This is a genomic window from Paraburkholderia rhizosphaerae (assembly GCF_004366595.1).
GTDB lineage: Bacteria > Pseudomonadota > Gammaproteobacteria > Burkholderiales > Burkholderiaceae > Paraburkholderia > Paraburkholderia rhizosphaerae.
The window spans coordinates 118,980-137,340 of record NZ_SORE01000003.1 but is presented as its reverse complement, the minus strand read 5'-3'; the positions used below and the strand labels follow the sequence as shown (position 1 = coordinate 137,340).

At 62.2% G+C, this 18,361-nt stretch carries 18 protein-coding genes and 1 tRNA gene; 11 read left to right on the top strand and 8 right to left on the bottom strand.

Annotated features, from left to right (window positions below):
* Nucleotides 1-78: 78 nt before the first annotated feature.
* The 4 genes from BX592_RS04675 to BX592_RS04660 form a co-directional block, all read right to left on the bottom strand.
* A complete protein-coding gene (locus BX592_RS04675) occupies nt 79-285 on the bottom strand; it encodes a glutathione S-transferase family protein (protein ID WP_243849317.1) in 207 nt (68 codons plus the stop codon).
* Nucleotides 286-322: 37 nt separating this feature from the next.
* The gene (locus tag BX592_RS04670; RefSeq protein WP_134190497.1) at nt 323-1,150 is read right to left on the bottom strand and encodes a universal stress protein; all 828 of its coding nucleotides are present in this window, start codon (nt 1,148-1,150) and stop codon (nt 323-325) included.
* Nucleotides 1,147-1,647 carry a universal stress protein gene (locus BX592_RS04665; protein WP_134190496.1) on the bottom strand — a complete coding sequence of 167 codons (501 nt, stop codon included), beginning with the start codon at nt 1,645-1,647 and terminating at the stop codon, nt 1,147-1,149. The genes BX592_RS04670 and BX592_RS04665 overlap by 4 nt, the downstream gene beginning before the upstream one ends.
* A gap of 66 nt (nt 1,648-1,713) precedes the next feature.
* On the bottom strand, nt 1,714-2,553 hold the full coding sequence (locus BX592_RS04660; RefSeq protein ID WP_134190495.1) for a universal stress protein: 840 nt from the start codon (nt 2,551-2,553) through the stop codon (nt 1,714-1,716).
* A 294-nt stretch (nt 2,554-2,847) separates the two neighbouring features.
* Between BX592_RS04660 and BX592_RS04655 the strand changes: the two genes are divergently transcribed.
* The 3 genes from BX592_RS04655 to BX592_RS04645 all read left to right on the top strand — a co-directional run bounded on the left by BX592_RS04655 (nt 2,848) and on the right by BX592_RS04645 (nt 5,031).
* A complete protein-coding gene (locus BX592_RS04655) occupies nt 2,848-3,888 on the top strand; it encodes a zinc-dependent alcohol dehydrogenase family protein (RefSeq protein ID WP_134190494.1) in 1,041 nt (346 codons plus the stop codon).
* 276 nt (nt 3,889-4,164) lie between these two features.
* Nucleotides 4,165-4,395 carry a hypothetical protein gene (locus tag BX592_RS04650; protein WP_243849316.1) on the top strand — a complete coding sequence of 77 codons (231 nt, stop codon included), beginning with the start codon at nt 4,165-4,167 and terminating at the stop codon, nt 4,393-4,395.
* A gap of 180 nt (nt 4,396-4,575) precedes the next feature.
* Entirely contained in the window at nt 4,576-5,031 is a 456-nt protein-coding gene (locus BX592_RS04645) for an ester cyclase (RefSeq protein WP_134190492.1), read from the top strand.
* A 113-nt stretch (nt 5,032-5,144) separates the two neighbouring features.
* Here the strand turns inward: BX592_RS04645 and BX592_RS04640 are convergent.
* The 4 genes from BX592_RS04640 to BX592_RS04625 all read right to left on the bottom strand — a co-directional run bounded on the left by BX592_RS04640 (nt 5,145) and on the right by BX592_RS04625 (nt 9,574).
* Nucleotides 5,145-5,221 (bottom strand) — tRNA-Met (locus tag BX592_RS04640).
* Nucleotides 5,222-5,357: 136 nt separating this feature from the next.
* Entirely contained in the window at nt 5,358-7,016 is a 1,659-nt protein-coding gene (locus tag BX592_RS04635; RefSeq protein WP_134190491.1) for an MFS transporter, read from the bottom strand.
* Between the two features lie 228 nt (nt 7,017-7,244).
* Nucleotides 7,245-8,801, bottom strand: coding sequence for a sensor histidine kinase (locus tag BX592_RS04630; RefSeq protein WP_134190490.1), 1,557 nt, complete (start codon nt 8,799-8,801; stop codon nt 7,245-7,247).
* 14 nt (nt 8,802-8,815) lie between these two features.
* Nucleotides 8,816-9,574, bottom strand: coding sequence for a response regulator transcription factor (locus BX592_RS04625; protein ID WP_134190489.1), 759 nt, complete (start codon nt 9,572-9,574; stop codon nt 8,816-8,818).
* Between the two features lie 258 nt (nt 9,575-9,832).
* On the opposite strand from BX592_RS04625, the gene recA reads away from it, so the two are divergent.
* The 8 genes from recA to BX592_RS04585 all read left to right on the top strand — a co-directional run bounded on the left by recA (nt 9,833) and on the right by BX592_RS04585 (nt 18,357).
* Complete coding sequence (gene recA, locus BX592_RS04620; protein ID WP_134190488.1) at nt 9,833-10,915, top strand: recombinase RecA; 1,083 nt, start codon at nt 9,833-9,835, stop codon at nt 10,913-10,915.
* Between the two features lie 7 nt (nt 10,916-10,922).
* Entirely contained in the window at nt 10,923-11,708 is a 786-nt protein-coding gene (gene recX / locus BX592_RS04615) for a recombination regulator RecX (RefSeq protein ID WP_243849315.1), read from the top strand.
* A 148-nt stretch (nt 11,709-11,856) separates the two neighbouring features.
* Nucleotides 11,857-12,591 (top strand): DUF2889 domain-containing protein, encoded by a 735-nt coding sequence (locus BX592_RS04610; RefSeq protein ID WP_134190486.1) that lies wholly within the window; start codon nt 11,857-11,859, stop codon nt 12,589-12,591.
* A gap of 12 nt (nt 12,592-12,603) precedes the next feature.
* Nucleotides 12,604-13,776 carry an ADP-forming succinate--CoA ligase subunit beta gene (gene sucC, locus BX592_RS04605; protein WP_134190485.1) on the top strand — a complete coding sequence of 391 codons (1,173 nt, stop codon included), beginning with the start codon at nt 12,604-12,606 and terminating at the stop codon, nt 13,774-13,776.
* 121 nt (nt 13,777-13,897) lie between these two features.
* The gene (gene sucD, locus BX592_RS04600) at nt 13,898-14,779 is read left to right on the top strand and encodes a succinate--CoA ligase subunit alpha (protein ID WP_134190484.1); all 882 of its coding nucleotides are present in this window, start codon (nt 13,898-13,900) and stop codon (nt 14,777-14,779) included.
* Between the two features lie 181 nt (nt 14,780-14,960).
* The gene (locus BX592_RS04595) at nt 14,961-15,674 is read left to right on the top strand and encodes a TerC family protein (protein WP_134190483.1); all 714 of its coding nucleotides are present in this window, start codon (nt 14,961-14,963) and stop codon (nt 15,672-15,674) included.
* 154 nt (nt 15,675-15,828) lie between these two features.
* Entirely contained in the window at nt 15,829-16,455 is a 627-nt protein-coding gene (locus BX592_RS04590) for a pilin (RefSeq protein ID WP_134190482.1), read from the top strand.
* 120 nt (nt 16,456-16,575) lie between these two features.
* On the top strand, nt 16,576-18,357 hold the full coding sequence (locus BX592_RS04585) for a PglL family O-oligosaccharyltransferase (protein WP_134190481.1): 1,782 nt from the start codon (nt 16,576-16,578) through the stop codon (nt 18,355-18,357).
* Nucleotides 18,358-18,361: the final 4 nt, after the last annotated feature.

Sequence of the window (18,361 nt, the reverse complement as noted above, 5' to 3'; positions counted from 1 at the left end):
GAAGTGCGCAGGCACGCGCAGCGCCGTGGGCAGCGCGAGCGCGAGCCGTCGCACCAGCAGGCAAGCAGCTTTCGAAGCTTACGCGGCGAGGCGCGAGTGGTGACGCGCGTCCAGTTCGGCTTCGTCGTTCAACGCCTTTTTCACCGACAGTCTTGCTTCGATGCGCTCGACATATGCGAGCAGGTTCTTCAGATGACCGATCTGCGCGCCCGAGCGTTCATGCCACATCGTGGCCCACACATACGCATCGGCAACGGTGAATCGCGGACGGTTTGTCGCGTGCATGCGCGCGTCGGCAGTGCCAGGCGCGCGGCGCGTTCATTCAATGCGACATCAGCACCGGCACCGTCATCGATTCGAGCATCGTGCGGGTCACGCCGCCAAGCACGCGTTCCTGTGCGTGCGGATGGCCGAACGCGCCCATCACGAGCAGGTCCGCGTGCAGATCGGCGATATGGTTCAGCAGCGTCGCGCCGGTGCTCACGCCGGCGACGGCAGGCGTGGTCGAAAACGACGCCTGGATGCCGTGGCGCTCGAGGAACGTAGACACGTCGATTGCGGTGGGCGGTGCATCGCGGCCGTGCCGTCCGACCGATACGATCGTCACGAAACGCGCGCGTCCGATCAGCGCGAGCGAGTCGGTCAGTGCGCGCGCCGCTTCAACGCTGCCATCCCACGCGACCACGACGTTCTCGCCGAGTGTCTCGACTTTGCCCGCATACGGCAGAACGAGCGCCGGGCGGCCGCATTCCATCAGCACGTCTTCGATGAAATGGCGCGCAACATACGACGCCGGATCCTCCGGATCGCGCTGACCGAGCACGACCAGATCCGCATGGCGGGCATGCAGCGCGACCGTTTCGACCGCGGGTCCGGGCGGCGCGCGCCATTCGACGCTACACCCCGCGCGTTGCGCGGCGTCGACAAACGCGGCGTGTGCTTGCGACTGCCGCAGTGCGTGCTGTTCCTCCAGTGTGGAAAGTCTCAGGCTGTCGTCCAGCTTGAAGAGCGGCTGGAACAGATCCTGACTGACCACATAGAGGCCGATCAGATGTGCGTCGAAGCGCAGCGCGAGATCGAGCGCGACGGCAACACGCGCCGCGCTGTGACGGCTGTCGTCGATATGAACCAGCAGGGTTTTGTAGCTCATCGCAGTTCCTTTTCCGCGGGATCGGAGTTGGTTTCACCAGAAGAACGTTGCGAGCGCAATGGAACTAGCAGGACCGGGCAGGTTGCGCCGCGCACGACCTGTTCCGCGACACTGCCGAGCACGAGGCGCTGAAAGCCGCGCCGGCCGTGCGTGCCCATCACGATCAGATCGGCGTGGCATTCGTGCGCCGCATGCTGGATGCGTTGTGCGATACCCTCGGCGGGCGACACAGTGTCGATCACACGCGGGGTGCCGTCGACACGCATCGCGGTCATGCGGTCGCTCGCGACGGCGATCACGCGCTCGCCGTCGTTGCGCAGCGCCTCGCGTACCGGCGCCGGGTTGAACCCGGGTGTGCCGAATGCGATGCTCGGCATATCGACGACATACACCGGATGAAGCAGCGCGCCGCTGATGCAGGCGACGCGCAGTGCGGTTTCGAGCGCTTGCTGCGATGTTTCGCTGCCGTCGAGTGCAACAAGAATATTGGTGTACATCGCATCTCCTCTATCAGGTGCCGATCTGGCCGTATCCGTTTGCCGTGTGCGCCGCCTGAAACGCGTCTAATGCGACATCAGCACGGGCATGGTCATCGATCGCAGGATGGTCCGCGTCGCGCCGCCCATCACCAGTTCGCGCCAGCGAGCGTGTCCGTATCCGCCCATTACGATCATGTCGCAGCCCTGATCGTGTGCAGTCGACAGCAGCACGTCGCCGATCGGTGCGTCTTTGGCTGTGTCGACTTCGATCACGTCGACCGATGCGTCGTGGCGCGCGAGCGTCAACGCGATGTCGGCACCCGCGAATCGCTCGCCTGGCGGTTCGCCGGCCGTCCCGCGCACGGTCACGACGATGCACTTCTTCGCGTGCGTGAGAAAAGGCACGGCGTCGTATGCGGCGCGCGCGGCTTCGCGGCTGCTGTCCCAGGCGATCAGAATCCGTTCGCCGAGCCTCGGGAACGTGCCGGCATACGGAAGCAGCAGCACGGGCCGACCCGCCGTCATCATCACGTATTCGACGAAGTTGTCGTCGATGTAGGACTCGGGGTCGCCCGGGTCGGTCTGACCGACGATCACGAGGTCCGCGTAACGTGCATGCTGGGGCACGCTCGAATTCGCTGGACCGTTTGAACGGACGAAACGGACGTCGACGTTTGCTCGCAGCGATTCCGCATGAAAGAGTCGCTCGAGCGCACCAAGTTGCTGTTCGCGCCGCTGCCGGTGCGCCTGGTAATAGTTGGCTGTGCCGGCCATTACGTAGAACGCGCGGGAGTCGGGTTCGAAGGTCGCAAACAGGCCCGTCAGATGCGCGCCGAAGCGCCGCGCAAGCTGTAGCGCCGCGTCGAGCCGCTGCGGCGCACGTTCGCTGGTGTCCAGATGGACGAGAAGACTTTTGTAGGTCATTGCAGTCGCTCCGTGACGAGCGGCGGGCGAATGAGCCGCCGGCCTGGCTTTAAGTCTAGGAGACGTGGCGCGTGCTGCATTGATGCGAATCAACCTGGCACGCCGCGCGCACTCGATGACGAGCGCATAGCGATGGGCCCAAACGCCACGAGGTCCTGGCTGCAGGCGTCGCACGCGATGCCATGCGTTGAGCGTTCGCTAGCGGACGCGTTTGTCGCAAGTCAACGTGAATGCGCGAAGCGCGACCTACACTCGGTGAGGCAGTATCAACCGTTAGCGGACGGAGGAACAGGTATGAAAGCAATCGTTTATCACGGACCAGGCAACAAGTCGCTCGACGACCGACCGATGCCGGAACTCAAGGCGCCGACCGATGCGGTGGTTAAGGTCACGCGCACGACGATCTGCGGAACCGATCTGCATATTCTGAAGGGCGATGTGCCGACCTGCGAGCCGGGCCGCATATTGGGCCATGAGGGCGTCGGTATCGTGGATAGCGTCGGGTCCGCGGTGCAAGGGTTGACGGTCGGCGACCATGTGCTGATTTCATGCATTTCGTCATGCGGGCAATGCGACTATTGCCGCCGTGGCATGTATTCGCATTGCGCGACCGGTGGCTGGATTCTCGGTAACCGGATTGACGGCACGCAAGCGGAGTACGTGCGCATTCCGCACGCTCAGACCAGCCTGTATCGCATTCCGCCGGGGCTCGACGAGGAAGCGCTGGTGATGCTGTCGGATATTCTGCCGACCGGATTCGAATGTGGCGTGCTTAACGGCAAGGTGCAGCCGGGTAGTACGGTGGCGATTGTCGGCGCGGGTCCGATCGGCCTTGCGTCGTTGTTGACCGCGCAGTTCTATTCACCTTCGCAGATTGTGATGATCGATCGTGATCCGAATCGTCTGGAGGTCGCCCGGCAATTCGGTGCGACAGCGTGCGTCGATGCGGGCGGCCAGGACCCGGAGGCCGAGGTGATGCGGCTCACTGATGGAGTCGGCGTCGATTGTGCGATCGAGGCGGTCGGCGTGCCGGCTACGTTCGAACTGTGCACGTCGCTGGTTGCGCCAGGCGGCATCGTCGCGAACGTCGGTGTGCATGGTGTGAAAGCGGATCTGCATCTCGAGAAGCTGTGGGACCGCAATGTCGCGATCACGACGCGACTCGTCGATACGGTCAGCACGCCGATGCTGCTGAAAACCGTGCGCGCGGGACGCCTTCACCCGGAGCAACTGATCACGCATCGCTTCTCGCTGAGCAATGCGCTTGACGCGTATGACACGTTCAGTCGCGCGGCTGATACGCATGCGTTGAAGGTGGTGATCGAAGTCAGCTAGTGGGAGTGGTTGAGGCTCCGCGTTCGTTTGCAGGCACGATTCGTCGGCTTTGCCGCATTGGCACAGCAGATTGAGTCGTAGGCATTCTGTCATTCATCCGGTGGCGTTACCCTCAGTTACACAACTGAATGTTCAGTCGCACCTGCTACTTCCTGTCGCTTCTAGAATGCAACGTCATCTGAACTGCATAGCAGCCGATCAAAACGTCCGGTGACGTGGGTGTCCAACCGGCACGCAACGCGGCTGCACAACACGGAGGACAGGATGCCTGAGCCAATGTCCGTTACTGCAAGCAAGACCGTTAACGGAGAAACGGTCAACGCGGAGTTTCTGTGCGATACCGGCCGTTTGCGGATTGTAGGAGGGGACCAGCTCAGGCTCGAGTGGTTTCCCCCTCATTCGTGGATCGCAATCGCGACCGTTTCCGGACATAGCCGCTGGGGGACGCGGCCCGATGAAGAAGATCTGCTTTTGCTGATCGACAATATTGCAGGTTCACCGGCGTAGCGGCGTCCAGACGGGTTCTGGCGCCGTCGTCGGTTTTCATGAGGCGGCCATGCTCCACTGCAATGGACCTAAGCGCACGGTATGCTAGGCAGCGCAAATAGATTTGCGATGACAGCGGGCGATGGGCCCCGACATCGTCCGATACAGTGCGTTGTTGTATGTCTTCCATGGAGCAACGTCATGACTTCACACGGCGAGCAAGCGGTACGCGAAACGATCGAACAGTTCTATCAAGCGTTCTCGACCAAAGACGTTGGGCTGTTGCGTCAGGTAGTCACGTCCGACTGGGAATACATTCCTGAGCCTCCGGGCGCCGCTCCCGGTCCTGAGCAGATGAGCAAGATTTTCGCCGATATCTCGATTGCGCTGCCGGATATGGAGGTTCACATCCTCGACATGCTCATCCATGGGGACCGTGTCGGGGTTCGCGCTCAGGTGACGGGCACGCAAACGGGGAATTTGCTTGGCATTGAAGCGACGTCGAAGCAGGTTCGTTTCGCGATTCACTCGTTTCATCAGATGCGTGATGGGCGGGTCGCCAAGACGTGGCATCTGGAAGATTGGCTGACGGTGTTCCGGCAGTTGGGTGAGTTGCCGGAGAGTGTCGAGCTCTGTGATCGGTTGGGCAGGTTATGACTTGAGTAGCGAGGGTGGGGTTGTGCTGCGCCGCTTGTGTCGCCGCAACTCCCCGATTTCCGCGCTAAACAAAAAAGCCCGCAACTCATAAGAGTGCGGGCTTTTGTGCAATTTGGTGGCGAATCAGGGATTCGAACCCCGGACCTGCGGATTATGATTCCGTCGCTCTAACCGACTGAGCTAATTCGCCAAAGAGGGTGAATTATAGGGAAGCTGGCGGAGGCCGTCAACCCCCGCCGTTTCCCTTATTAGGACACTCGATCTAGATCACATGATGAACGAAAGCAGCGGGCAGGGCGGCAAGCAGCGCCCGACCCGCCGCGCCATCAATCCTGCGCGTAGATATTCGAGTCCTTGGTCTCCCGCACAAAAAGCACGCCGATCACGAACGTCATCATCGCGATCACGATCGGATACCACAGCCCGGAATAAAGGTTGCCGTTCGCCGCCACAATCGCGAACGCGGTTGCCGGCAGAAACCCGCCGAACCAGCCATTGCCTATGTGGTACGGCAACGACATCGACGTGTACCGGATCCTCGTTGGGAACATCTCCACCAGCATCGCCGCGATGGGTCCGTACACCATCGTCACGTAGATCACCAGGATGGTCAGGATCACCACGGTCATCGGCCAGTTGATTTGCGCGGGGTCGGCCTTCGGTGGATACCCGTCGGCCTTCAGCGTCGAACTCAGCTTGGCTTCAAACGCCTTGCCCAGATCCTTCGCGTTCGCAGCCTTGCCGTCAAACGAGTTGATCACCACGTCGCCGACCTTGATCTGCGCGACCGATCCCGGCGGCGCCGCGACGTTCTGATAGTTCAGGCCCGCCTTCGAAAGCGCGCTTTTCACGATGTCGCACGACGACGTGAACTTCGACGTGCCCACCGGGTTGAACTGGAACGAGCACTCGTTCGGGTCCGCGATCACGACGATCGGCGAGCGTTGCTGCGCCGCTTCCAGCGCCGGGTTCGCATAGTGCGTCAGCGCCTTGAACAGCGGGAAATACGTCAGCGCCGCGATCAGGCAGCCCGCCATGATGATCGGCTTGCGGCCGATGCGATCCGACAGCGAACCGAAGAACACGAAGAACGGCGTGCCGATCAGCAGTGCAAGCGCAATCAGAATGTTCGCGCTGGTGCCGTCCACCTTCAGCGTCTGCGTCATGAAGAACAGCGCGTAGAACTGGCCCGTGTACCACACCACCGCCTGACCGGCGGTCAGACCGAACAGCGCGAGCAGCACGATTTTCAGGTTTTTCCATTGACCGAACGCTTCGGTCAGCGGTGCCTTCGACGTCTTGCCTTCCGCCTTGATCCGCATGAAGGCCGGCGATTCATTCAACTGCAACCGGATCCATACCGATACGCCAAGCAGAATCAGCGATGCGATAAACGGAATCCGCCAGCCCCATGCGCCGAATGCGTCTTCGCCCATCGCCGTGCGCACGCCGAGAATCACCAGCAGCGACAGGAACAGGCCCAACGTCGCCGTCGTCTGGATCCACGATGTGTAGAAGCCGCGACGATTCGCCGGCGCATGCTCGGCCACATAAGTGGCCGCGCCGCCGTACTCGCCGCCCAGCGCGAGACCCTGCAGCAACCGCATCGCGATAAAAATTATCGGCGCGGCAATGCCGATCGACGCATATCCCGGCAGGAAGCCGACCACGCAAGTCGACAAGCCCATGATCACGATCGTGATCAGGAACGTGTACTTGCGGCCGACCAGGTCGCCCAGCCGCCCGAACACCAGCGCACCGAACGGACGCACCGCGAAGCCCGCCGCAAAGCCGAGCAGCGTGAAGATAAAGCCCGCGGTCGGATTGACGCCGGAAAAGAAGCTCTTGCTGATGAAGACCGCAAGCGAGCCGGCCAGATAAAAGTCGTACCACTCGAATACCGTGCCCAGCGACGATGCGAAGATCACCCGCTTCTCATCGGCTGTCATCGGCGCGTGCGAGACCTGCCCGCTTACGGTAGCCATATGTCGTCTCCACTAATAATTTATGCACGCGGTCGCCCGGATAGGCGGGTCCGTGCCCCCGATTATTGGAGCGGAAACTTACGGCCTACTGACTCGGAATTGTCTGATTGCGGTGTGCGTTGTTTTTATGAAAACCGCGAATCTTCCGAAAAGTGCTGTGCATCATGCATGCAACTGCTGTCAACCTGTCGACTTGATCGGATGGCGCCGACCCGCGTTTCCTGACGGTTAGGGTAAGTCCCGGGCACGTCCGCGCGCCCGCAGGCTGACACGCACGAGCGTGCCGGCGAGGCGCGGCGAATCCTGATAGACGTTGTCGTCGATTGCCAGCGTGCCGCCGTGCATCGTCGCGATCTCGCGGACGATCGCGAGCCCCAGGCCGCTGCCATCGCCTTCGCGGCCAAGAATCCGGTAGAAGCGCTCGACCACGCGCTCGCGCTCGGCGGCCGGTATGCCGAGTCCCGTGTCTTCGACTTCGAGGTGTACCCAATGCGGCGCGTCGTGCGGCGGTTCTTCGCGCACGCGCACCGTCACGCGTCCGCCAGGCGGCGTATAGCGGATTGCGTTGTCGATCAGATTCGACAGCATCTCGCGCAGCATCACCGGATTGCCGTCCACTTCGACCGGCGCATCCGGGCCTTCGTAGCCGAGGTCCATCCGCTTCACAAGCGCCGCCTGCACCCAGTCGCGCACCGCATGACGCGCGACATCGGTGATTTCGACGGGTGTGAAGACGTGGCCGGACATCCGGTTCTCCGCGCGCGCTAACGCAAGCAGCTGCGTGACGAGCCGCGCCGCGTGCTCCGAACTGGTCGCGATCTGCTGCAGCGAGCGCTGCACTTCCGCCGATACGTCCTGCCGAAGCGCCAGTTCCGCCTGCGTGCGCAGACCGGCGAGCGGCGTCTTCATCTGATGCGCGGCGTCGGCGATAAAGCGCTTTTGCAGTTCCATGTTCTGTTCGAGGCGCGTCAGCAGATCGTTGAACGACGTGACGAGCGGTTCGATTTCCGGCGGCGCGCGGCGGGCTTCGAGCGGCGACAGGTCATCCGGACGCCGCGCGCGGATATGCGCTTGCAGTGCGTGCAACGGCGCGAGACCGCGCGACAGCCCGAACCAGACCAGCACGATCGCGAGCGGCAAGATCACGAACTGCGGCAGGATCACGCCTTTGATGATGTCGTTGGCGAGCGCGCTGCGTTTGTCGAGCGTCTCCGCGACCTGCACGAGCACCGGTTGCGCGCCTTGCGTCTGCGGAAATTCGACGGTCGTGTACGCGACGCGGATGTCGTTGCCGTGCAGCACGTCGTCGCGGAATTCAACGATGCCCGGCTGCGGCCGGTCGTCTTCGTGCGGCAAAGGCATATCGCGCTCGCCGCCAACCAGTTCGCCGCGCGTGCCCAGCACCTGGTAAAACACGCTATCTATATTGTCGGCGCGCAGGAAATCGCTGGTCGAAGCGGGTAGCCGCAGTTCGGCGACGCCGTTGACCGGCTGGATCTGGCGCGCGAGCACATACGCGTCGGTTTCGAGTGCGCGGTCGAACGGGCCGTTTGCAATCGACTTCGCAACCAGATAAGTCACCGCAATGCTCATTGGCCACAGCAGCAACAGCGGCGCGAGCATCCAGTCGAGAATCTCGCCGAACAGCGAGCGCGGACGCGTGTCGGCCGCCGCTTCGGTTTCGTCAGGGGGTGCGAACGGGTTTTCGTAGCGGACGTCGCGCTCTTCGTCGAGGTTCGCCGCGTGCGCCGGAGCAGCCGTGGCGCGATCTGCGCGAGCGGACATGGCGCTGGGTCGGCTTATTTGGAGGGATGGCTCGCCGGCATCAGCGTCGATGCAACGGGCTCGGGCGTTTGCGCGGGTGCCGCGGCGGCTTGCGGGGCAGGCGCCGGCGTGGCTTTCTCGAGACAGTAGCCGAGCCCGCGCACCGTGATGATGCGCACGCCGCTCGGCTCGATCTTTTTGCGTAGCCGGTGCACGTAGACCTCGATCGCGTTATTGCTGACCTCTTCGCCCCATTCGCATAAGTGGTCGACCAGTTGCTCCTTCGACACGAGCCGGCCGATCCGCTGCAGCAGCACTTCGAGCAAGCCGAGTTCGCGCGCGGACAGGTCGATCACCTGATCGTTCACGTACGCGATGCGCCCGACCTGATCGAACGACAGCGACCCATGCCGCACGACCGTCGGACCGCCGCCCGCGCCGCGGCGCGTGAGCGCCCGCACGCGCGCTTCGAGTTCGTTTAGCGCGAACGGCTTGGCCATATAGTCGTCGGCGCCGAGGTCAAGGCCTTTCACGCGCTCGTCGACGCTATCGGCGGCCGTCAGAATCAACACCGGCAGGTTCGAATTGCGTGCGCGCAGGCGGCGCAGCACCTCGAGTCCGGACATGCGCGGCAGGCCGAGATCGAGAATCAACAGGTCGAAAGTCTGCATCGACAGCGCGGTATCCGCTTCGACGCCGTTCTTCACGTGATCTACGGCATAGGCCGATTGGCGGAGTGATCGAATCAGACCATCCGCGAGTATGCTGTCGTCTTCGGCAATGAGAATTCGCATGGTGCGCTGACAGGCGTGCCGGCACCGGCGTGTCCGGCGCGCAGCGTCTTCCGAAACTTTATTGTGGTGGGGTTGGCATCTGATTGGCCATGCGTGTTTACACATGCTGTACACGCGCGAATTGGCCTTAATTGGACTTGCCAAAACTACTGTTTTTTTATACAGTGTCTGCGACTGCCGTGCTGCCCGGGTTGTGATGTAACGGGAGGGGCATGCACAGCCTGCACAGGCGCCGTTCATCATAGCAAAGGACGATTCATGGAAGAAAGCAAGAAAGGCTCGGCTGGACTGACGGCTGAAAAGAGCAAGGCGCTGGCCGCCGCGCTCGCGCAGATCGAAAAGCAGTTCGGCAAAGGGTCGGTCATGCGGCTCGGCGCAGGTGAGGCGGTCGAAGACATTCAGGTGGTGTCCACCGGGTCGCTCGGTCTCGATATCGCATTGGGTGTCGGTGGTTTGCCGCGTGGCCGGGTCGTCGAAATCTACGGGCCGGAATCGTCGGGTAAGACCACGCTGACGCTGCAAGTCGTCGCTGAAATGCAGAAGCTCGGCGGCACCGCGGCGTTTATCGATGCGGAGCATGCGCTGGACATCCAGTACGCGGCGAAGCTCGGTGTGAACGTGTCGGACCTGCTGGTTTCTCAGCCGGACACCGGCGAACAGGCGCTCGAAATCGCGGACGCACTGGTGCGTTCGGGCTCGATCGACATGATCGTGATCGACTCGGTCGCGGCGCTTGTGCCGAAGGCCGAAATCGAAGGCGAAATGGGCGATTCGCTGCCGGGGCTGCAGGCGCGACTGATGTCGCAGGCGCTGCGCAAGCTCACCGGTACGATCAAGCGCACGAATTGCCTCGTTATCTTCATTAACCAGATCCGCATGAAGATCGGCGTGATGTTCGGCAATCCGGAAACTACCACCGGCGGTAATGCGCTGAAGTTCTACGCGTCGGTGCGTCTGGATATCCGCCGGATCGGCTCGATCAAGAAAAACGACGAAGTGATCGGCAATGAAACGCGTGTGAAGGTGGTGAAGAACAAGGTGTCGCCACCGTTCCGTGAAGCGATTTTCGACATCCTGTACGGCGAAGGTATTTCGCGTCAGGGTGAAATCATCGACTTGGGCGTGCAGGCGAAGATCGTCGACAAGGCGGGCGCCTGGTACAGCTACAACGGCGAGAGGATCGGTCAGGGCAAGGACAATGCGCGCGAATTCCTGCGCGAGAATGCCGATATCGCACGTGAAATCGAAAATCGCATCCGCGAGTCGGTGGGTGTGAACGCGATGCCGGCCGATGCGGTGGGCGCAGACTCGGAAGACGCGGAAGTCGCGGGCGAAGAGTAAGTATCGCGTGATGCGCAAGGGCCAACCGGTGTCTGTGTCTCGACCTGACGCGGGTGGCCCGCGCGACGAGGGCGAAGGCGGTCAAGCGACCTCCGTCGCCAATTCCTTCGATCGCTTCGATCCTTTCGAATCGTTCGATGAGCATGACCGGGCGGCGGGTCGTGGACCTTCAGCCCTATCCGGTTCCAGTTCAGATTCCCGTTTGGGCCTGGACCCTTCCTCTGCCGCTAACGCAGACGCAGACGCGCTCAGCGAAACCACTTACACCCGTTCACGCCGCCAACCTGGTTCAACGGATTCAGCTTCCTCCGCGTCACGACGCCAACGTCCGAGCCGCTCGCTGAAAAGCCGTGCGATCGCTTACCTGTCGCGGCGCGAATACAGCCGCACCGAACTCTCCCGCAAACTGCAGCCGTTCGTCGAAGAAGGCAATTCGCTCGACTCGCTGCTCGACACGCTCGAGCAGGAAGGCTGGCTGTCCGATTCACGCTTCACCGAAAGCCTCGTCCACCGGCGCGCATCGCGGCTCGGCGCGAACCGCATCGTCGGCGAACTGAAGCGGCAAGGCGTCGGGTCCTCGCTGATCGAAGAAACCGCCGCGCAATTGCGCGAAACGGAACTCGCGCGTGCGCAAGCCGTATGGCGCAAGAAATACGGTCAACTTCCCGAAACACCCGCGGAACGCGCAAAGCAGGCACGCTTTCTCGTTGCGCGAGGATTTTCGCAACCAGTGGTCTCCCGAATCCTCAAGGGCATCGACGAAGACTGGGCAGCCGACGAAGGCGCCGATTAGGTCGCGCCGAATTCTTCACCGTACCGCACCGCTGCCGCGCCCGAAATCCCAACGCCAACGCTATCCGGTTCGCACGGACCAAGCCGGGACGTAGATACCCGGTATGCTAAAATCCAACGGTTTTCCAATCCGGCCTCCTTCCTTTCGCATGCCGCTTTCCCCGCCTGAGCCCCGTCAATTGCGCCATAGCCGCGCAATCCGAGCGGATGCCTATGAGCGTGCGGACGGGCTGTGGGATATCGAGGCGTGCGTCACCGACGTCAAGCCGCGCGATACCGCGCTCGCGTCGGGTGTCCGGCCCAATGGCCTGCCGATCCATGAACTCTGGCTTCGCATCACCATCGATCGCAAGCTCAATGTCGTCGACGCCGAAGCGTCGTCGGCCTGGGTTCCGTATCCGGGCCTTTGCGAAGCGTCCAATTCCGCTTATCGTGCCCTTATCGGGCTCAACCTCCTCGATAACTTCCGCCGTCACGCCACGCGTTTGCTTGGCGGCACCGTCGGCTGCACGCATCTCACCGAGCTTTGCGCGGTGCTGCCGAGCGCCGCGATACAAGCCTTTGCCGGCGAAGTGTGGAACACGGCGCAGGGAAGCCCCGGCGAGATCGGCAATCACGCCGCAGCGGACGTGCGGGCAGGAGCCGGCACGCACTCGAACGAAAGTTCACGCGAAAATACAAACGATAAACCGCCATTCCAGCTGGGTCGCTGCCATACGCTGCGATTCGATGGCGAGGCGGTACGGCAGTTCTATCCGCGCTGGTACGGTCACGCACCGCGCTCGCTGCAACCTCGCGAGGTGTCGCGCGCCAGCGCGTCGGCTGCGCACGCAGCCGCTGAGGAGACAGCCGGAAAAGAAGTTCTATCCAACTCTCAAGACTGAAGGGAATCACGCATGAAGATTCACGAGTACCAGGGTAAGGAAATCCTGCGGAAATTCGGAGTCGCGGTACCGCGCGGCAAACCGGTGTTCTCGGTGGACGACGCGGTCAAGGCCGCTGAAGAGCTGGGCGGCCCGGTGTGGGTCGTGAAGGCTCAGATCCACGCGGGTGGCCGAGGCAAGGGCGGCGGCGTGAAAGTCGCGAAGTCGCTCGACCAGGTGCGCGAGTATTCGAATCAGATTCTCGGCATGCAGCTCGTCACGCACCAGACCGGTCCGGAAGGCCAGAAGGTGAATCGCCTGCTGATCGAAGAAGGCGCTGACATCAAGAAGGAACTGTATGTCGGTCTGGTGATCGATCGCGTATCGCAGAAGGTCGTCGTGATGGCGTCGAGCGAAGGCGGGATGGACATCGAAGAAGTCGCCGAGAAGCACCCCGATGCGATCCACAAGGTCGCGGTCGATCCGTCGAAGGGTCTGCAGGATGCCGAAGCCGACGGTCTCGCGAAGAAGATCGGCGTGCCGGACGCTTCGGTGCCGCAAGCGCGCGCGATTCTGCAGGGTCTCTACAAGGCGTTCTGGGAAACGGACGCATCGCTTGCCGAAATCAACCCGCTGATTCTGACCGGTGACGGCAAGGTGATCGCGCTCGACGCGAAGTTCAACTTCGATTCGAACGCGCTGTTCCGTCATCCGGAAATCGTCGCGTACCGCGATATCGACGAAGAAGATCCGGCTGAAGTCGAAGCGTCGAAGTTCGACCTCGCGTATATCTCGCTCGACGGCAACATCGGCTGTCTGGTGAACGGCGCAGGCCTCGCGATGGCGACGATGGACACCATCAAGCTGTTCGGCGGCGAGCCGGCGAACTTCCTCGACGTCGGCGGAGGAGCGACGACCGAGAAGGTCACCGAAGCGTTCAAGATCATGCTGAAGAACCCGAACCTGACGGCGATTCTCGTCAACATCTTCGGCGGCATCATGCGCTGCGACGTGATCGCGGAAGGCGTGATCGCGGCGTCGAAGGCCGTGTCGCTGAAGGTGCCGCTCGTGGTCCGCATGAAGGGCACGAACGAAGACCTCGGCAAGAAGATGCTTGCCGAATCGGGCCTGCCGATCATCTCGGCGGACAGCATGGAAGAGGCTGCGCAGAAGGTTGTCGCGGCGGCGTCGGGCAAGAAGGCTTAAGGCCAGCGCTAATCACCGGATACGAATGGCGGCGCGAGCGCGCGGCAGACACGCATGCGGAACTTCGCAACACGCGTGACGGGCGCCGGCGACGCGAAGCCAAACGAACAGAGGTCAATACATGTCGATTCTGATCAACAAAGACACGAAGGTCATCACGCAGGGCATCACCGGCAAGACCGGTCAGTTCCATACGCGCGCATGCCGTGAATACGCAAACGGCCGCGAAGCATTCGTCGCGGGTGTGAACCCGAAGAAAGCCGGCGAAGATTTCGAAGGCATTCCGATCTACGCAAGCGTCAAGGAAGCGAAGGCCGAAACCGGCGCGACCGTGTCGGTCATCTACGTGCCGCCGGCAGGTGCCGCGGCCGCGATCTGGGAAGCGGTCGAAGCCGATCTCGATCTCGCGATCTGCATCACCGAAGGCATTCCGGTGCGCGACATGATCGAAATCAAGGACCGCATGCGCCGCGAAAACCGCAAGACGCTGCTGCTCGGACCGAACTGCCCCGGCACGATCACGCCGGACGAACTGAAGATCGGCATCATGCCGGGCCACATTCACCGCAAGGGCCGTATCGGCGTCGTGTCGCGTTCGGGCACGCTGACGTACGAAGCAGTGGGTCAGCTGACCGCGCTCGGTCTGGGCCAGTCGTCGGCAGTCGGCATCGGCGGGGACCCGATCAACGGTCTGAAGCACATCGACGTGATGAAGATGTTCAACGACGATCCGGATACTGACGCCGTCATCATGATTGGTGAGATCGGCGGTCCGGACGAGGCGAACGCCGCGCACTGGATCAAGGACAACATGAAGAAGCCGGTGGTCGGCTTTATCGCGGGTGTGACGGCGCCTCCGGGCAAGCGCATGGGCCACGCCGGCGCGCTGATCTCCGGCGGTGCGGACACCGCTGAAGCGAAGCTCGAGATCATGGATGGCTGCGGCATCAAGGTCACGAAGAACCCGTCGGAAATGGCGCGTCTGCTGAAGTCGGTGCTGTAAAGCCGTTCAGTCAGCGTCAACGATACCCATACGCCGGCGTACTTTCAGGTACGCCGGCGTATTTTTTTGATACTCTTACGGAATTCTTTCGTAAGACGCCGAATCTGTTAAATGAAGCGAGAGAGCGACCCTCTCTCGCTTTTTTTTGCCTGTCTTTCCGCCAGCCTTTTATCCTGCTTTCATGATCGAATTCTTCGCGACGCTGCATTGGGCCGCCGTCTTTCAGATCATCGTGATCGACATCCTGCTGGGTGGCGATAACGCGGTCGTGATCGCGCTCGCGTGTCGCAATCTGCCGGATGATCAGCGAACGCGCGGGATCGTTTGGGGGACGCTCGGCGCGATTGTGCTGCGCGTCGCGCTGATCGTATTCGCGGTCGCGCTGCTCGACGTGCCGCTGCTCAAATTCACCGGCGGCCTGCTTTTGCTGTGGATCGGCGTGCGTCTGCTCGCCCCTTCGCCGGACGTGCACGCGAATATCAAGCCTGCCGACAAGCTGATTAGCGCGATCAAGACGATCATCATCGCGGACGCAGTGATGAGCCTCGACAATGTGATCGCGATTGCCGGTGCCGCCGAGCAGGCGGACCCGCAACACCGTATCGCGCTCGTTATCTTCGGCCTCGCGGTCAGCATTCCGCTGATCGTCTGGGGCAGCCAGCTGGTGCTGCGGCTGCTGGACCGTTTTCCGATCGTCGTGTCGTTCGGTGCGGCGCTGCTCGGCTGGATTGCAGGTGGGCTGATCATCAACGACCCGGCCGGCGACCGCTGGCCGATTCTCGACACGCCGGCAGCCGAGTACGGCATGAGCATCGCCTGTGCGCTGTTCGTGCTGATCGCCGGCCACCTGCTGAAGCGGCGCAATGCGCGACTGGCGGGTCACTCCACGCATTAGCGTGCGCTTCACGTTCACGGCCGCCACTCTACGGCACTCTACGCGCCGCGAACATATGCCATTCGGCTGACTGGGTAAGCCCGGCGAAGCTCGCTACGATCGCAACGCCTGTCCTGATGTGCGGGACAGGCGTTTCGTTCGAGGAGTTTTGCTGATGATCCCATCTGTCGCCGTGTTTTTACTGTCTTCATTTTTTTCGCGCCGCCGTTTCAGTCCGCCGGACGGTCGCTGGCAATGGCCGCTCGGGCTCGCGCGAGTCTGTTACGCCGCCTATGGCTTTACGCTGATCGAGTTGATGATCGTGCTCGCGATCGTCGGCGTGATCGCGTCATACGCGATCCCCGCATATCAGGACTATCTGGCGCGTAGCCGGGTCGGCGAAGGTTTGTCGCTTGCTGCGTCCGCGCGGCTCACGGTCGCGGAAAACGCGGCGAGCGGGAATGCGCTGGGCGGCGGCTACGCGTCGCCGCCGGGTACACGCAACGTGAAGTCGATCCATGTCGATGACGATAGCGGGCAGATCACCGTCGCGTTCACCACGCGCGTCGCGCCAGCGGAAACGAACACGCTGGTGCTGGTGCCGTCGGTGCCGGACAACCCTGACGCGCCTACCGCGCGTGTCGGCCTCGCGAAAGGTGTGTCGCAGCCCGGTGTCGTCACGTGGGAATGCTTCGCGGGCGGTAAGAATGCATCGTCGTTGCCCGCGCCGGGTGCGGGACCGCTGCCCGCCGATAGCGCGACATTGCCGTCGAATATGGCGCCGCCGGAGTGCCGCGCGTGACGCACGGTTCTTGCGATAGCGCCACGGTTATCTGACCCATCGGCGTATTTCGGCACAGCCGGCGCACAGCAGGATAATTCTTTTGTATAGTGCGCCGGTTGCCGACGTCTCCCATTGCTCATGCCCACGACTTTTGCACGTTATCTATCGCTTTTTCTGCTGGTCTGCGCGTTGATTCTTCCGTATGCGGTCGTCAACCATACCTATCCGATCCCGACGTTCTACTCGGAGTTCACCGCGCTCGCGCTATATGTGCTGACCGCAGCCGCGGTCGCGCTGATGGTTTGGACGTCGCAGCCGCGCATCGCGTTCGGCGCGCCGGTGGTCGCACTCGTGCCGCTTGCGTTCGGTATCTTGCTGATCGCGCAAACCTTCGTGTTGCCGCTCGCGCAGCCGTCGATGAACTGGCTGGGTGCCGGCTTCCTGCTTGCCGCGCTGATGGCGGTCTATACCGGCTACGGTTTCAACCGCGCGCAGATGACGGAGACGGTGCTGCGCGTCGGAGCCGGTGCGATGATCATCGGCGCGCTGTTTGCGGTGTTCAGCCAGGTGATCCAGCTGTTTCACCTCGAAACGAAGGTCGCGCCACTGGTCGTCGCGTACAACATCATGGTCGACCGCCGGCCGTTCGGGAACATGGCGCAGGCGAATCACCTCGCAACCGTCATCGCGTTCGGGGTCGCGGGCGCGATGTTCCTCGTGCAGACACGGCGGCTGAATGTGATCGTCTGGGCACTGCTGTCAGCCATTTTGTCGGTGGGTCTTGCGCTTACCGTGTCGCGCGGCCCGTGGCTGCAAACGGGCGTGATCGTCGTCGCGGGCTGGTGGATGGCGTTCGCCGAGAAGCGGCGCGACCCGCATCGTCGCCGCGGTGATCGTGAATGGCTGGTGCCGTTCGCGCTCGCGCTGCTGTTTGTGCTGGTCAACGTCGTGGTGCGCTGGGCTAATGTCCGCTACCACCTTGAACTGGCGGTGTCGGCCGCCGATCGCTTCCGCGAGGCCGGCCAAATCGCGCCGCGGCTCGCGCTGTGGAAATACGGCATGACGATGTTCCACGCACATCCGTTGCTGGGCGTCGGCTGGGGCGAGTTCCCGCGTTATCAGTTCGATCTGGTCAGGCAGTTGGGCCATGTCGAGATCGCAAACAACGCGCACGATATTTTTATCGACCTGCTCGCGAAGACCGGTGTGATCGGTCTGGGTATCGTGCTGCTCGGCTTGCTGATGTGGTTTGCCCGCGTCGTACGCGTGCCGCATACCGCCGCGCGGGTGTTCGGGCTTGCGCTGATCGGCGTGCTGGTGATGCACGCGCTCGTCGAGTATCCGCAGCAGTACATGTTCTTTTTGTTGCCTGCGATGTTCATCTTCGGACTGCTCGACACGAAGCCTCTGCGCTGGGTACCGGCCGGCGTATCGCTGAGCGCGTATTCGGTCATCGTGTTCTTCGGGCTTGCGGCGTTGTATCCGGTGCTGCGCGACTACAACCGCGCGGAAGTGCTGTACTACGGCTCGCGTCCCGGTGAGGAATACGAGGCGAATCCGTCGTTCCTGTTCGGTGCCTGGGGTGAGTATGGAATGGCGACGCTACTGCCAATCAACAGCCAGCATCTGCCGTACAAGCTCGAGATGCATAAGCAGGCCATCGCGTTGCTGCCGGGCGAAACGGTATTGCGCCGTTACGCGGTGCTCCAGGCGCTGGACGGCGACATGCACGGCGCGTTCGATACTGTCGAACGCCTGAAGCTTTTCGCGGAGGAGTTGAACGATTGGCCGTCCCAATTGGCGTATCTGTATGCCCTTTGCGACGAGCAAACGGCGCTCGCGGGCTTCAAAGCCGAACTGGTGAAGAAATACGGAACGCCGCCGAAGGACATCAATCAGGACGAAGAGGAAGACGACTGATCAG